Source organism: Phosphitispora sp. TUW77, from assembly GCF_048453025.1.
Classification (GTDB): domain Bacteria; phylum Bacillota; class Thermincolia; order Thermincolales; family UBA2595; genus Phosphitispora.
This window is the reverse complement of record NZ_CP156677.1, coordinates 977,259-992,306: the sequence shown is the minus strand read 5'-3', so window position 1 is coordinate 992,306 and position 15,048 is coordinate 977,259. Positions and strand designations below refer to the sequence as shown.

12 protein-coding genes and 1 riboswitch are annotated in these 15,048 nt (G+C 42.8%); of the genes, 2 read left to right on the top strand and 10 right to left on the bottom strand.

Annotated elements, in window-relative coordinates:
- Window positions 1-105: 105 nt before the first annotated feature.
- The 4 genes from ABFY19_RS04500 to ABFY19_RS04485 form a co-directional block, all read right to left on the bottom strand.
- A complete protein-coding gene (locus tag ABFY19_RS04500) occupies window positions 106-828 on the bottom strand; it encodes a formate dehydrogenase subunit gamma (protein ID WP_418792052.1) in 723 nt (240 codons plus the stop codon).
- Window positions 818-1,837 carry a 4Fe-4S dicluster domain-containing protein gene (locus tag ABFY19_RS04495; RefSeq protein ID WP_418792051.1) on the bottom strand — a complete coding sequence of 340 codons (1,020 nt, stop codon included), beginning with the start codon at window positions 1,835-1,837 and terminating at the stop codon, window positions 818-820. Before ABFY19_RS04495 ends, ABFY19_RS04500 begins: the two co-directional genes overlap by 11 nt.
- Before the next feature lie 159 nt (window positions 1,838-1,996).
- Window positions 1,997-2,743 (bottom strand): class I SAM-dependent DNA methyltransferase, encoded by a 747-nt coding sequence (locus ABFY19_RS04490; RefSeq protein WP_418792050.1) that lies wholly within the window; start codon window positions 2,741-2,743, stop codon window positions 1,997-1,999.
- Window positions 2,743-3,840 (bottom strand): 6-phosphofructokinase, encoded by a 1,098-nt coding sequence (locus tag ABFY19_RS04485; RefSeq protein WP_418792049.1) that lies wholly within the window; start codon window positions 3,838-3,840, stop codon window positions 2,743-2,745. The genes ABFY19_RS04490 and ABFY19_RS04485 overlap by 1 nt, the downstream gene beginning before the upstream one ends.
- A 209-nt stretch (window positions 3,841-4,049) precedes the next feature.
- Between ABFY19_RS04485 and ABFY19_RS04480 the strand changes: the two genes are divergently transcribed.
- Window positions 4,050-4,691, top strand: coding sequence for a CBS domain-containing protein (locus ABFY19_RS04480; protein WP_418792048.1), 642 nt, complete (start codon window positions 4,050-4,052; stop codon window positions 4,689-4,691).
- A gap of 27 nt (window positions 4,692-4,718) precedes the next feature.
- Here ABFY19_RS04480 and ABFY19_RS04475 read toward each other — a convergent pair whose 3' ends face one another.
- From ABFY19_RS04475 to trmL, 3 genes are all read right to left on the bottom strand, one after another.
- Window positions 4,719-6,473, bottom strand: coding sequence for a chloride channel protein (locus ABFY19_RS04475; RefSeq protein WP_418792047.1), 1,755 nt, complete (start codon window positions 6,471-6,473; stop codon window positions 4,719-4,721).
- A gap of 238 nt (window positions 6,474-6,711) precedes the next feature.
- Window positions 6,712-8,565: a KamA family radical SAM protein gene (locus tag ABFY19_RS04470; protein WP_418792046.1), complete on the bottom strand. Its 1,854-nt coding sequence runs from the start codon at window positions 8,563-8,565 to the stop codon at window positions 6,712-6,714.
- A gap of 123 nt (window positions 8,566-8,688) precedes the next feature.
- A riboswitch (cyclic di-AMP (ydaO/yuaA leader) is annotated at window positions 8,689-8,829 on the bottom strand.
- A 105-nt stretch (window positions 8,830-8,934) separates the two neighbouring features.
- Window positions 8,935-9,393 carry a tRNA (uridine(34)/cytosine(34)/5-carboxymethylaminomethyluridine(34)-2'-O)-methyltransferase TrmL gene (gene trmL / locus ABFY19_RS04465; RefSeq protein WP_418792045.1) on the bottom strand — a complete coding sequence of 153 codons (459 nt, stop codon included), beginning with the start codon at window positions 9,391-9,393 and terminating at the stop codon, window positions 8,935-8,937.
- 143 nt (window positions 9,394-9,536) lie between these two features.
- Between trmL and ABFY19_RS04460 the strand changes: the two genes are divergently transcribed.
- Window positions 9,537-11,459 (top strand): aconitate hydratase, encoded by a 1,923-nt coding sequence (locus ABFY19_RS04460; protein WP_418792044.1) that lies wholly within the window; start codon window positions 9,537-9,539, stop codon window positions 11,457-11,459.
- A gap of 353 nt (window positions 11,460-11,812) precedes the next feature.
- On the opposite strand, the gene ABFY19_RS04455 is transcribed toward ABFY19_RS04460, so the two are convergent.
- The 3 genes from ABFY19_RS04455 to ABFY19_RS04445 form a co-directional block, all read right to left on the bottom strand.
- On the bottom strand, window positions 11,813-13,081 hold the full coding sequence (locus ABFY19_RS04455) for a VanW family protein (RefSeq protein ID WP_418792042.1): 1,269 nt from the start codon (window positions 13,079-13,081) through the stop codon (window positions 11,813-11,815).
- 52 nt (window positions 13,082-13,133) lie between these two features.
- Window positions 13,134-13,922 carry a PRC-barrel domain-containing protein gene (locus ABFY19_RS04450; RefSeq protein WP_418792041.1) on the bottom strand — a complete coding sequence of 263 codons (789 nt, stop codon included), beginning with the start codon at window positions 13,920-13,922 and terminating at the stop codon, window positions 13,134-13,136.
- Window positions 13,923-13,984: 62 nt separating this feature from the next.
- Window positions 13,985-14,989, bottom strand: coding sequence for a hypothetical protein (locus ABFY19_RS04445; protein ID WP_418792040.1), 1,005 nt, complete (start codon window positions 14,987-14,989; stop codon window positions 13,985-13,987).
- Window positions 14,990-15,048 lie beyond the last annotated feature (59 nt).

Genomic DNA, 15,048 nt, shown 5'->3' with positions numbered 1-15,048 from the left:
CAGTCTATCTTATTTATTATACTAGGTTTTTGCTCTAATTAAAAATATAATTAAAAAAAACAGCGGAACTTGACAGTTTTCCCCGCTGTTTAGACAAATGTATAATCAATTTTCCCGGCAGCTTTGCCGGTCCGAACAAATAATATTTTGACTGTACAGTTCATCATACCAGAGACTGTGCCTGTGTTTAATATACTCCAAATCTGCCCTGCCAGTGAAAATGCTTGGCAGAAGTGCCCGGTTTTCTTTAAATAGAAAAGCCCCCAGGTGTGCTATAATTCCGAAAACAACCATAACTGTCGCTATATTATGAAACAATGTCATCCAGTATATAAACTCATTGGAAAATATATTAGCCATTGAGGGAAGATTTTTCAAAACCTTAAAAATTCCCGTTATAATTATCATCCCCAGGCTTCCCGCCACAAAAAAGTATGCCAGTCTCTGTTCCGGAAGATACTTGTGGCATGGAGGTTCTTTACCTTTAGTCAGCATCGCCTTTACCAACAGATATGATTCCCTGAGGTCGCCCCGGCGCGGTAAAAGGTTAAAGTGCCGGCACATACCATGGTATATCAAATGGAATACTGCCGCAAAAACCAGTACTATGGCAGCACTATAATGAACAAATACCGTTACTTCATAATTTGAACTCCAGGCAAACCCCGGAACCTGGTCAAGCAAATAACGCTTATATATTGGCATCTGCCCAAAACCAGTAAAAATCAAGATAAAGGTGGAAATTGTTACCATCCAGTGAATCATCCTTACTGTTAAAGTATGCCTCAGTATCGAAGACTTTTTTTGCCCAACATTCTTACCGGCCACCTTCATCATCCCCCTTCATTGTTTTATAAGCCTTATATCCTGCTGTAAACAAACCGGCAACCGGTGCCAGCAAAATACCTGCAGCTACACCGTTGGGAGTTTCTAAAAAGTTCCCTACATTTACAGGTGTGCCGGGGTACCCAGGCGCCTCCGGATTGGGCTGCTTTGCTTTTTGGGCCATAAAAGCCTTATTAATTTTGTCAAAGGGGACAGGTGATACATAAAAAGTGGATGTCCCGCCATTTTCCTTTTCACCATAAACATATCCATCGATTTCCCTGGCCCTGGCCTTAGCCAAGTTCAGCATTTCTTCCCTGGGGCCAAATTTAAGCGCCCCATTTGGGCATGCCTCCACACAGGAAGGTTTCTTGCCCTCTTTTATCCTGTCAATACAAAGATCACATTTATACATAACCCCTCCACCAACAAAATCAGGCGCAATTTTCATATACAGTCCGACACCTGCTTGCCGGGCCGGAATTCCCCACGGGCAAACATCCCTGCATTTGGCGCCCCCGAAACATGTTTCCGGGTTAATCAAGACAGCTCCCTCTTCGGTAACTGTTTGGGCTCCAAAGGGGCAGACCTTGGCACACGGCGGGTTGTCACAGTGCATACATCTCCTGGGCATATTAACATCATATGTTTTGCCATTATGTTCAATTTTAGTTTGCTGAACAAAACTCCAGTTATACGGCGTAAGCCTGGTAGTAAGCCCCTTTTTATCGGACCAGTCTTCCTTTTTATCCTGCGGCCAATAATTGGGAATCACACTATCCTTTTCAAGAAACGGAAATCTATCCTGGTTCTTGACACGACAGGCACTGACACACTTAGGGACCTCCAAGCCCTCACAACCATCGCAGAGACTCATATCTATAAAAGTCCCTGCCGGTTCCTGCCCTGTGGAAGCTTGGGCAATCTTCTCAGCCCCTGTCAAGGCCATGCCCCCGGCTACTCCTGTAGCTATTGCCCGTTTAAAAAATTCTCTTCTAGAAATATCCGCCATTTTAATAGCACCTCCCCGGCATATACCCCCATAGGGTATCCTTGTTTAAATTTATACCATGCCTTCCCAGGGTATGTCAAGGGGTTTGAAAAAAAATATGGGGCTGCTGCAAATGAATTTTAGATTCGTTTTGCAACAGCCCCTTGGTTATATTTCCTACTAATTTTTTTGAGCAACATAAAATATCCTGCGGGTGTCATGTCTTGGCGGTTCAAAAGAAAACCCGTGAAAAACATCCAATATATCAAACCCGGTTTCTTTTAGAAAGTCTTGTATTTCTTGCCTTTTGTATGCCTTTTCCCTGTGTGTCTCAATAAATTTTTCGTATAACCCGCCCTTTTTTACAAAGCCGGTCAATCGTATTTCCCAGATATCGGCTGCATAGTCAAAGGAGGTTTCCCAGATCAGGGACATATCCTCATCATCGACAAAGGTAGTATCTCCGCCGGCAGAAGACAGCTTTTCAACCGCATTCATATCGAAAATAAATAATCCCCCAGGTTTCAGAGAATCGTAAACTTTTTTAAATACAAGACACAGGTCGGCAGCAGTAATTATATAATTCAGCCCATCATGATAACTGGTAATCATATCCATATGGGCAGGGAGTTCAAGATACCTCATATCCTGCTCCAGAAAAACTACGGCTAAATCGTTTTCCCTGGCTTTTTCACGTGCCTTAGCCAGCATTGCCGGGGCAATATCAACACCATATACCTCATAACCTCTGGCAGCCAGGGGTAAACTTGTATTACCGGTGCCACACGCCAGGTCAGCAATCCTGTCCACACAAGCAGAATATCTTTTCAAAAGCTCCTCCACATAGTCAGCCCATTCCTCATAATCTATACCGGCAACCAGGTGGTCATATATATCTGCCAGCTTTGCATACTGTGACTGTGGCATTATTCGTCACCAAACCCGATTCCCACGGATTTGGCAGCAAAAACTATGTCACTGTCGGGAGATACCCTGCGAAGCACCTTTACAGCATCCATTATGGGAACCGATTCAATTTTCGTTCCCCTCAGGCTGACCATTTGACCAAACTTCTTTTCCATGAGCAATTTTACCGCATGAGCGCCATACCTGGTGCCAAGGATCCGGTCAAAGGGGGTTGGGCTCCCCCCCCTCTGCAAGTGTCCCAGAACTGTAACCCTTGTTTCCATACTGGTGCATTTTTCCAATTGTTCACCGATAACATTGCCAATACCGCCAAGTCTGATTGGGTCTGCACTATCTGCAATGATTTTCTGTACAACCATCTCTCCGCCCGCCGGTTTGGCCCCCTCAGCAACCACCACAATACTGAACTTCTTGCCTTGAACCTTTCGCGCCTTAATTTTACGGGAGACATTTTCAATAGTGAACGGAATTTCGGGAATCAAAATAACATCAGCACCTCCGGCAATCCCTGAATGAAGAGCAATCCATCCCGCGTATCGTCCCATTACTTCCAGGACCATTACCCGGTGATGGGACTCGGCTGTTGTATGCAGCTTGTCAAGAGCCTCAGTAGCTGTAACCAGTGCAGTATCAAAACCAAAGGTAACATCAGTTGCTGAAAGATCATTATCAATTGTTTTGGGGACACCGACAACAGGGAGACCTTTGGCGGAAAACTCATTGGCAATGTGGAGAGTGCCATCACCCCCGATAACCACCAAGGCATCTACCCCCATATCATTCAGATTATCCATAATATGACCGGACATATCCACATATACACGTTCCCCATCTTTTATCATAGGATATTTAAAGGGATTGTCGCGGTTAGTAGTACCGAGGATTGTCCCACCCCTGGGGAGTATCCCTGATACTGAAGCTACTATCAGCCTCTGAACCATGTTATTGATTAAACCGCCAAATCCGTCCAAATAACCGATTACTTCCAGATTGTACTTATTAATGGCAGTTTTTACAACAGCTCTGATAACGGCATTAAGGCCGGGACAATCCCCGCCTCCTGTTAATACCCCAATCCTTTTAATTTCACTATGCACCGTTTCTCCCCCTTTAAAAATAATTTGCTTTTATTTCGGCACTGTGTCACTTCTTCATTATACCATCTATGATAACTTTTGTAATAATTTTTGTATAATTTGTTGAATTATTGGAGCTGTGCCTTAAAATAATTCGAGGTTATTACAAGGATTTAAGACATATATGTCGAAATAAGGAGAAATTCCGTAAGTTTGAGGAGAGTGTTATCATGCTGGTAAAAGACCTTATGTCATATCCTGTAGTGACTGTATCAGAGAATTCCACCGTAGGTGAAGCGCTTGATATTTTGAAGAAAAAAAACATCAAACACCTGCCTGTAATTGATAAAAACCAGTCCCTTGTCGGGGCGGTAACCGAATCGGACCTGTTAAAGGTGTTTCCTCATGGCAAAGAATTATCATCATTTGAATCAAACCTGCTTTTAAGGACTCCTGTTTCAAAGGTAATGAAAACAAACCCGATCTCAATTGCCCCTGACGAAATAATAGAAAAAGCTGCCCTGATTATGTGTACCAACAGGGTCAGCAGTCTTCCGATTCTGGAAGGAAAGAAGCTTGTCGGCTTTATTACCAAAAACGGTATTATAGAGGCATTTATAACTGCCCTGGGTTACCGGGAAGGCGGAACAAGAGTAACTATTATTTTTCAGAAAAAATGGGGGTTCCTTTCAGAACTGGTTTCATTCATAGATAGCAAAAATATACATATTGACAATATTGTAACCTTTGGTAATGAACTTGTACTCAAAGTAAAAGGCAACCGCCAAGATTTTGCCAGTGACCTTAAACAAGCAGGCTATACCGTTGTCGATGTTTCCTATATTGAGCCTTGTGAAGCAAAGGCAAAATAATATATGTGAGCACATCTGCCCTGGGCTTTAATCGTCCTCTGTTTTAACAATCTCTGTTTTAGCAATCTCTGTTTTAAGCAGCCTCTTATTATATGCCCTGATAATATCAGTCCTGGTAAGTATCCCTTCAATTTTCGCATGGTTATTTCTATCAACAACAGGCAGACGGCCAATGCCTCTTAAACCAAATTTCTTTAATGCTTCACTGAGGTTTTCATCCGGAAATGTAACCATGAGTTCAGTGTTCATTATTTCCCCTACAGTCTTGTTATCTAATCCCTGGTCATGAGCCTTCCTGATATCAAGATAAGTTATAATGCCTACTAACTGTCCTTCCTGCAGTACAGGAAATCCCATGTGCCTGCTCCTTTCAAAAACACGGTTCATCTCACTTACATTGATGTTAGCTGAAGCAGTTTCCACTTCTTTTGTCATAACATCAGCCACACTTAGAGATTCAATAATACCCTTTTCTATACCCTGGCGCAGGTTAATTCCCCTGCGCTTAAGTTTAAGTGTATAAATAGATTCCCCAAACAGGTGATTTGCCACAATATAACTGGTTACACAGGCCCCCATCAAGGGCAGTATAATCCGGTAATCATTAGTCATTTCAAACAGCATTATCATTGATGTAATTGGTGCCCTGGCAGCACCTGCAAAAACTGCTCCCATCCCTACCAACGCATAAGCTCCGGGATTGGCCGTAATCTGAGGAAATATGCTGTTAGCAATGATGCCAACCATACCGCCAAGCATCGCCCCCATAAACAAGGACGGAGCGAAAACCCCACCCGAGCCTCCTGAGCCAAGTGTAAGCGAAACAGCCAGCAACTTGACGAAAACAAGTGCCGCCAGCAGCCAAAACGCAAGCTTGCCAGCCAAAGCCGCTTGAATTGGCCCATAACCTGTGCCCAATATTTCAGGAAACTGCAGCCCGATTAATCCTACCAACAGTCCTCCAAGAGCCGGTTTAAAATATTCCCTAAGATTAAGCCTTTCAAAAAAATGCTCAATATAATACATAAACTTTATCTCAAAAACTGCAAATATCCCCGCTAACATACCCAGAACTACATAGATAAAAATTTCTCTATAATCAACCAGTGAGTAATCGGCAGCAAACACTGCCGAATTACCCCACCATACTGCCCTGGCAATAACAGATGCGGTAACGGAAGACAATACGGTAAGACTGAAAAAAGACGTAGAAAATTGTCCGCTGATAACCTCAAGGGCAAAAAACACACCCGCAATAGGGGCATTAAATACTGTTGCAATTCCGGCTGCCGCTCCACAGCAGACCAGGGTTTTCATCCGCTCCTCAGATAAATGAAAAACCTGGGCTATTGTGGAACCAAATCCAGAGCCAATCTGAACAATAGGACCCTCTGCACCTGCAGACCCTCCTGAACCTATAGTTAAGGCTGAAGCCAGGCACTTCACCAGTACTATCCTAGGCCTGATTTTGCCTCCCTTTACAGCAACAGCGGCCATGACTTCAGGTACCCCATGCCCCTTTGCCTCCTTAGCACAAAAATAAATAAGAGGCCCAACAAGCAGTCCCCCTATAAATGGCAATAAAACAATATAGTAATCATTCAAGAACCCTCCGAAAACAAACCTGCCCCCCGAAAAAAAGCATTCGGTAAACAGGTCAATCGTATACCTGAATATGAGTCCCAGCAGTGCAGCCCCAATACCGACACCAACAGCCATAAGAACTAAAAAATTGTTTTCCGGAACAAATGATTTATCTAAGACACGGCGCAATGTATTCATTCATTTGACCTCCCCAGGACACTTTATCAACCTCTACTTAATTTCACTATTTATAGGGCAAAACAAATGAGCTTCCGGCCAACTTCCCGCCAGACAAGCTCATCTTCACAGGGGCAACCTATATATTTATGATAACTTTTTAGGAAACGACTGTCAAAGATTTTTTGCTAAAAAAGACTAAACTTCGCTAAAAAACTCCAAATTCACCTATAGCGAAAATTAGTCGCATCCTTCTCCTTTAGAAATAGTACCAGATACTTCTATAATCATCAGGGTTTTCTCCCCTTTTATACATCTCAGCAAGAAAATCCAGAATCGGAACATCCTCATGAAGGTACGGCCTGGTATCCGCAAATCCCAGATCCCAGGGATAAAACTCGTATACCCTGGAGCCGTCCGGGAGAAGCATAATAACCTCATGAGACTGCCCGGCGCGGAGGTAGCTCTTGCCAATACGGGGAATATTGAAGACTGCCTCATCACACCTGGTCAGACCCGGTGTCAGCCTTGCCTCTTCAACCTGCTCCTGTATCAGCCTGGCAATTGGCACCCGATAAGCCCTGGTTTCTTCCTTGCCCTTGGCATTAAAAGTATAATACGGTTCCACACCAATAGTCCGCAATGCCTGCCTCAGTCCTACCATCTCAAAGCGACGGGCATTTTCCGTCGTAAAGACCCCCTGATTGTAAACCGGCACACCTCTGGACCGGAGTTTGCTAACAGCCTCTACACTATCAGTAGTTATTTCATAAAGATGTTCAAAATGAGTCATTACAGCAACTTCGCGTACGCCAGGCTCAATGAAACTTGCCAGCATATTGGCGTATTTGTCGGTGATTCGCATCGGCAGAACAACGGGGGTTCTGGTTCCAATCCTAATTCTCCTAATATGATCCATTTCTGCCAATCTGCTTAGTACCTTCCGGGTCATAGAATCATTCATTACTGCCGGATCGCCGCCGGTAACCAGGACTTCCGTTACTGCCGGATTTTCCTCAAACCATTTCAAAGCACTCTCCAGTTTACTCTTTGATGCCTTGGCACATTCATCCAAAACATCGGTTATTTCCCAGTTCCTCTGGCAATAAACACAAATCTGGGCACATGTATTGTATGGTTTGAATATTGCTATCTGAGGGTATCTCCTGGTAACAAGATCTATGGGTGAGGTGTCTTTTTCTCCCATAAAATCAAGGTCAGTGCCATTTTTTTTACTTAAAAGGACGTTTTCCACATACTCAAGGGATGGGATAACCTGTGCCCTGACCGCATGGTCATGCAGCCTTCCGGGTTCATAGTCCATTAGGGAAACATAGTATGGGGTAATCCCAAATGGAAGTTTGTTCAAAACTGCCCTTTCTATTCCCATTCTTTCTTTCGGAGTCAATTTAATCATTTTTTCAAGGACATCCACATTTCTTACAATGTTCCGGCACTGCCACTTCCAATCGTTCCACTGTTCAAGGGAAGCACCTAGAACTTTGATTATTCTGTCCCTGTTGTCGGCCCTCATCCGTATTACTTCCTCATCCAGGCCGTCAGTATATTTGTAAATCTGAGCTTCAATTTTCTCCCCAACCATGTTAAGGGTTTTAGACCTATTGCGGGCTACTTCCGTGCAATTATCATGGTCAAAATGGTCCATGGAAATAACCCTGCTGCCGAGTTCCGTTTTACCTTTCATGCCCAAGAACATCTGCCTTAAATCCTCAATAAAAGCTGTAGATATTGTTACATCCCGCTGTTGGGCTAAGTTCATTAAAACCTTTAGCACACTATGTCCCGTAAGCTCTTCACTTCTTATAGAAAAGATATTTTTGAGTGTTTGAATACACTGGCGTGATATGTTTCGGTCAGTGGTATTACAACTATGGTGATAAGTAAGGTTTTTGCGTTCAAAATCCGCAAGATAATTAAAAACCCTTTTTCTGATGGTTTCCAGGTCTGCCTCTTGCAACAATTGGAAAAAAACAGGGTTCTCGGACCAAAACATACCAATTAGCTTTGCTGGGGTTATTTTAGAAAAAGCATGGCTTCTATAAAGATACTTGTTTGATGCTTTACCTTTTTCTAATCGGTTAATAATCTTCATCTCATATATCACTCCCTTTATTTTTATCGGTTTTTGAAACTAAAAAGGGCGCAAAAAAACCCAGGTAAAGAGGTTGCCTGAGCCAGAAATTTTGAAAGCCGAACCATACTTGAAATGCATAGCAAATCCTCTTGCCACGCTGACGAGGTTAGCTGACGGATTCGGAAAGAAGAGTCCCCCTACCCACAATATTGTGAGATTCACCCCATTTGATGGTTCCCCCGTATCCCGGTTAAAAACCGGAGAATTAAGCGTACTCTCAATATTTTTTTGTATTTAAATTATATCATTGCTACTGTATCTAGTCAATTAACCACTTTCCAGAGAATTAACAAGGGGCTGTGAACTGCACATTCGCAAGTTAAAAGTTTATATGCCCGCCGGGAAGCCGAACTGCCGCCAAGCTTCATAAAGGACAATCGCAACAGAATTCGAAAGATTAAGTGAACGCACATCGTTTATCATCGGAATACGCATACAACAAGCAGGATTTTCTTCAAGAATCTCCTTGGGCAGGCCTCCTGTCTCCTTGCCAAAAACAAGAAAATCTTCCGGGCCGTATCTAACTTCTGTATAAAGCCTGCTTCCTTTTGTAGTCAGGTAGTAGAAATTATTCTCATTAAACTTTTTCCGGAGTTCATTGAAGGTGTCATAATAATTTATATCAAGCAAATGCCAGTAATCAAGTCCGGCTCTTTTTAAATACCTGTTATCTATGGAAAATCCCAACGGTCTGACTAAATGTAGTGAGGTTCCGGTAACAGCACAAGTGCGTGCAATATTTCCGGTATTTTGAGGAATCTCGGGCTCTACAAGTACAATGTGCATCAGGAAGTTTCACCCCAACTATTTACTATGTACAGTATACCATAAAGGCACAGTCTTTCCAACACATCTCCATTCATTGACACCCACCCCAATTTCTGATAAATTAATTAAAGGTATACACCGTATCACAAGGAGGTTAATAGATGGGACAAAATATTGTACAAAAAATTATTGGCAGCCATATACTATCCGGAAACATGGCGCCTAATGAAGAAATTTCAATTAAAATTGACCAAACCCTGACACAGGATGCCACCGGTACAATGGCATACCTGCAGTTTGAAGCAATTGGAATACCACAGGTAAAAACCAGTCTTTCAGTCAGCTATGTTGACCACAATACATTACAGACCGGTTTTGAGAATGCAGATGACCATAGATTCTTACAATCAATTGCAGCAAAACACGGTATTTACTTTTCAAGACCCGGAAACGGGATTTGTCATCAAGTTCACCTGGAACGCTTCGGGGTTCCCGGAATGACACTTTTGGGTTCAGATAGTCATACCCCAACAGCCGGAGGACTCGGTATGCTGGCAATGGGTGCCGGCGGCCTTGATGTTGCAGTAGCTATGGGAGGCGGACCATTTTATCTGAATATGCCAAAGGTTGTCAATGTAAAGCTTACCGGCAAGCTGAAGCCTTGGGTATCTGCCAAAGATATCATTCTTGAACTTCTGCGTATTATGACTGTTAAAGGCGGGGTAGGTAAAATAATCGAATACTCCGGGGACGGAACAGCCACCTTGAGTGTTCCGGACCGGGCCACCATTACCAATATGGGGGCTGAACTGGGTGCTACAACCTCAATATTCCCCAGTGATGAGCTTACCCTTAGTTTCCTGAAAGCACAAGGCAGGGCAAGCGACTGGCGGGAAGTCAAAGCTGATAATGATGCATTGTATGATGAAACAATTGAAATAAATCTGGCAGAACTGGAACCCATGGTAGCCCAGCCCCACAGTCCCGATAATGTAGCTAAAGTGACAGAAGTTGGCCAAATTCCTGTACACCAGGTAGTTATTGGCAGCTGTACCAACTCTTCTTATACCGATCTGATGAGGGTTGCAGGAATTCTCAAAGGGAAAAAGGTTCATCCAACAACAAGTCTAAGTATTGCTCCGGGTTCCCGCCAAGTATTTGAAATGCTGGCTAGGAACAGCGCCATAGCTGATCTTATATCTGCCGGTGCCAGAATACTGGAAACAGCTTGTGGACCATGTATCGGCATGGGACAGTCACCATCTTCCGGAGCCGTCACAGTTCGGACTTTTAACAGAAACTTTGAGGGCCGCAGCGGGACAGCAGATGCCAAGGTATACCTGGCAAGCCCTGAAGTGGCTGCAGCATCTGCTCTGACCGGAGTCCTTACCGACCCAAGGGAATTGGGAGAATACATTTATGTACAAATGCCTGAAAAATTCCTGACAGATGACAGTATGATTATCCCCCCGGCTGAAGACCCCTCCCAGGTGGAAGTCCTGCGCGGACCCAATATAAAGCCTTTACCCGTTAACCGGCCGCTCCCTGAAAAACTGAGCGGACCTGTCCTTTTAAAACTGGGAGACAATATTACCACAGACCATATTATGCCGGCAGGGGCCAAAATCTTACCTTTGCGCTCAAATATTCCGGCAATTTCCCAATACGTTTTTTCCGGAATTGACGTATCATTCCCTGATAGAGCCAGAAAAGCAGGTGAAGGTTTCATTATCGGAGGACACAATTACGGTCAAGGTTCCAGCAGGGAACATGCCGCCCTTGCTCCAATGTATTTAGGCATTAAAGCTGTTATAGCAAAATCATTTGCCAGAATTCACAAGGCAAACCTGGTGAATTTCGGGATTCTCCCCCTTACTTTTATTAACGAAAATGATTATGACACCTTCAATGAAGAAGTTGATTTGGAAATAGATGTATCACAAATCGACACCGGAAATGAGCTGGTTGTCAAAAACATTGTCAGTGGAAATGAATTCAGTGTGTGTCATGACCTGACACCACGCCAGGTCGATATTATTAAATCCGGTGGCCTGCTGAATTATACGAAACAACAGGTCAGATAAATTTTGATCCTAGTAAGATGTACCCTTTTTGATGAGCGGGAAGCTAGTGAATTATTGCACTGGGTTTTCGCACTGGCATCGGAGAGTTCTAACCTTGCTCCTGGCGAAGTCACGGACTAAACCGCCAATTCGCCATCCATGGCGAAAGACGGCTCCGCCATCCGTGGCTCCGGTCCGTGACTTCGCTTAGCCGAGCTGCGGTAAGACTCCTCACGATGCCAGTGCCCACTAATTTTTAACGAAAAGCAAGGGACCGACTCACTTACTTATGAGTCAGCCCCTTCATATTATCTCTGTATTAATACCTGCAAACATTATTTACAGAAGCCTCCAAGTCATTTTATTATTATCCCTTATTTTACTATTGTCTCTTTAAGATAGTAGTCTTCGGAAACAAGTTCCCTCCTATCTTCCATACCGTTTTCATAGAATATCCTATAAACTCTGATATAAGACCTTCCAGCCCTCCTATTTCGATTATCAGTATTGTTTTCTGAAATCACCTGAACAGATTTACCCGGCTTAACTGCTCCAAACAGCTTAACACTAACACAGTTGTTTGCAATAACAGCAGATATGTAAATCGGTCCACCGGTATTGTTAAAAAACCTTAAATCCATTTCACCGTAAGCCACTGCGGCATCACTGCCAGGATCAATATAGGCAGGAAGAGAAGTATGGGGATGTCTTTCCATAATTTTTAATCCGGAATATAAAGCCGCCTCATAAAGTGTTGTGGCAACCTGACATACACCACCCCCGGTACCCTCAACCAAGCGCCCATTTACCAGCACCGGGGCACTGCGATACCCTTGTTCACTCACCCTGGGTCCAAGCGCCTTATTAAAGGAAAACTCCTGCCCGGGCAGTATAACTGTACCATTTATTATTTTCACAGCCAGGTAAATGTTATCGGCTCTTTCCTTATCTGAAGATGAAAAAAACGTTATTCCTGTGCCGATTACTCCATTGATACCCTTAAGGTGTGAAGCCTTGATTTGCGCCTTTACCTCTGAAACCTTGAGGTCCACAGGCTCATCACCTTGTTTGCGCAAGGCTTGCTTGACCTGTTCGATACAAGCTGCTATATCAAGCTCTTTACCTTTAGATTCAGGAACCAGTCTAACCTTACCATGCTCATATACTACAAAAGCATTTGCTGGCTGAACATTAATTTCCTTTGCAATATCACTAATGGCATTTTTAAATTTGGCTTCATCCAAATTAAATTCCAGAGGCAATTTTGGCTCACTGACCTTGATTTTAAGCAGTTCCAGGCCTTTTAAAGCCGTACTGCCTCTCTTCCCTTCCCGAAGTGCATTATCAACTGACCCTGGAATATCAAAAGTAATTCCCAGCTCTTTAAGTGAATACAACCATTTCTTGTCATTATGCTGTAAAACTATGTTTTGAATCTGCAGTTTGTCAAGGTTTTTCTCCAGCAGAGCAGTACACTGTTCTGCTGTCAATCCCCCAACTTCCATGCCGCTAATAAAAATCCCAGGGAAAATAACATTCTCCCCGGGAACAGATGCAAAAGCCAGTCCACCTATAATACTGACCAAGCCCTGGGATATCAGAAAAGCGGCAACCAACAAGTATTTTTTATGAAAACCGTTCATTTTCGCTCCCCCAGCCTGGATTTCTCCAATGTGTTACCTTATATTCAATATATTACGTTCTCGTATTCATGGATAGTTCTGAGAATTTACCCGCCGTTTTGGCTTTGTCCATCAGCTCTTCGGTAATAACATCTCCTTCTTCCGCTATAGTTTCTCCGGTTTCAGATTCTATCCTTTTACTCACTTTCCTTCCCAAAAGGTATTTCCGTTGTCTTTCTTCAAATAATTTTCCTGCTTCAGACTGTTCCATTGTATCAACTTTTTGGGCAGGTAAAGTTTCCACATTGGTTTCTTCAGCATTTTTAACCGGAGTAACTTCCGGTTCAGCAGCAATGCCTGAAACATGTTGAAGGCTGCCTGAAGCTTCCGATAATTGATCGATAATAAGGACATCCTTACCAAAAGTAATAATCTTCTCTGATGGAATTATTTCCTTACTGCCGGTATCATCCAATGGAGTCATTTCACATGAGTCAATACGGCCCTCGCCATCCTCATCAACTAAGATTTCACTAACAGTACCAATCAATTTGCCTTTTCTGGTCAAAACCTTGGTACCTTTGACCCGCACGTTTTTCTCCAGAAGCCCGTCTATCTCAGGTTCATCACCAAGGTCAACTATACAGGAAGAATTTTGAATGGTAACTGCATCTTCCCCAACACCTTCAATCAATCTGAATGGTAAAACCTTGATGCCAAGATAGCGGAGACCATTGTCCACAACCAAATACTGCACCAATCCGTTATCGGGATTTATTATCAAATCACTTACAGTTCCCAGTTCTTTACCATCTTCAATACTAATGACTGATAATCCCAATAGTTCTTCGCTTCGTTTCATTACCTACTCTCCTATCATAAGGCTTTAAATGATATATCAAAATTGAATTAACTTATTTAAAGCTAATTATTAAAAGTGTCATTCAGCCATTCGTTTACCTTGCCCTCTACACTTACCGTTATTAGGGCCGGCAGCTTAGAAAACGGCAAATTCGGCGTATTGGCTTTATTAAGCATTTCCTGTAAGATTTCAATATATTTGATGTTTGTTTTTATTTCCCGTGTCACTTCAGCAGACAAATCAGACATAAACCCGGAAAACTCTTCCATACACTGTTTCGCTGCTGCATATTGTCCCAATTCCCTATACATAGAATACAAATCAAAAATCAGCATTCTATGAAGGTCCGGTGGTGGATTCAAGTCAAGTGCTGAAGAAAAATATTTTACTGCCAGGTCAAGCTTCCCTGCGGTTTTAGCATCAAACCCTCTGTCTACATAAGAATACATAAGTTCCAGTACTTCTTCTTCCCCATGCTGTTCGGAAATCATAATCTCTTCTCCCTGCGCAATATTTTCCAGGCCAGGCAGCCCAACTAAATTATCATCTAATCGAACAGTTCGGTCCTCTATATTGTTTTCTGTTTCCGGTTCTAACTCTTCATCTTCAATTTCTTCAGTTACAGCTTCTTCTACTGTATCTTCTTCATCTTCAATTTCCTCTGTTATAACTTCTTCCACTGCAGCTTCTTCATCTTCAATTTCCTCTGTTACAGCCTCTTCCGCTGTATCTCCTTCATCCAAATTATCTAGTATTATAAAATCCTCAGCAGCTGCTGCAACCTGAAGAGCCGGGTCTGTATTCTCAAGTTGAGTACCCGGTGAAACAGAATGTTCCATTTTTGAAATATGATAAGTCCCTAAAAGTATTATTAACAAATTAATTCCAATAACAATATAAATGTTAAAGAAACCTACCAAAAACGGGAAAATCAATCCCATTAGTACCGAAAGACCACCAATAAAAATAAAGGCCTTGGTCGACAAGCCTGTATCTGTTAATTTAAAATAAAAAATTGCAGCAAAAAGAATGTTGATTACTATTACTGCTAAATAATAACGGGTCATGGATAACCTCCCCGAAGGGATACTCTATGTTAAAGCTTATATTCGACGAATACCACCTA

What these genes read in the sequence shown, in the direction of transcription:
- ABFY19_RS04455 (WP_418792042.1), bottom strand. Translation starts at nt 13,081, where the DNA reads ATGAACGGTTTTCATAAAAAATACTTGTTGGTTGCCGCTTTTCTGATA.
- ABFY19_RS04490 (WP_418792050.1), bottom strand. Translation starts at nt 2,743, where the DNA reads ATGCCACAGTCACAGTATGCAAAGCTGGCAGATATATATGACCACCTG.
- ABFY19_RS04470 (WP_418792046.1), bottom strand. Translation starts at nt 8,565, where the DNA reads ATGAAGATTATTAACCGATTAGAAAAAGGTAAAGCATCAAACAAGTAT.
- trmL (WP_418792045.1), bottom strand. Translation starts at nt 9,393, where the DNA reads ATGCACATTGTACTTGTAGAGCCCGAGATTCCTCAAAATACCGGAAAT.
- ABFY19_RS04460 (WP_418792044.1), top strand. Translation starts at nt 9,537, where the DNA reads ATGGGACAAAATATTGTACAAAAAATTATTGGCAGCCATATACTATCC.
- ABFY19_RS04475 (WP_418792047.1), bottom strand. Translation starts at nt 6,473, where the DNA reads ATGAATACATTGCGCCGTGTCTTAGATAAATCATTTGTTCCGGAAAAC.
- ABFY19_RS04480 (WP_418792048.1), top strand. Translation starts at nt 4,050, where the DNA reads ATGCTGGTAAAAGACCTTATGTCATATCCTGTAGTGACTGTATCAGAG.
- ABFY19_RS04450 (WP_418792041.1), bottom strand. Translation starts at nt 13,922, where the DNA reads ATGAAACGAAGCGAAGAACTATTGGGATTATCAGTCATTAGTATTGAA.
- ABFY19_RS04445 (WP_418792040.1), bottom strand. Translation starts at nt 14,989, where the DNA reads ATGACCCGTTATTATTTAGCAGTAATAGTAATCAACATTCTTTTTGCT.
- ABFY19_RS04495 (WP_418792051.1), bottom strand. Translation starts at nt 1,837, where the DNA reads ATGGCGGATATTTCTAGAAGAGAATTTTTTAAACGGGCAATAGCTACA.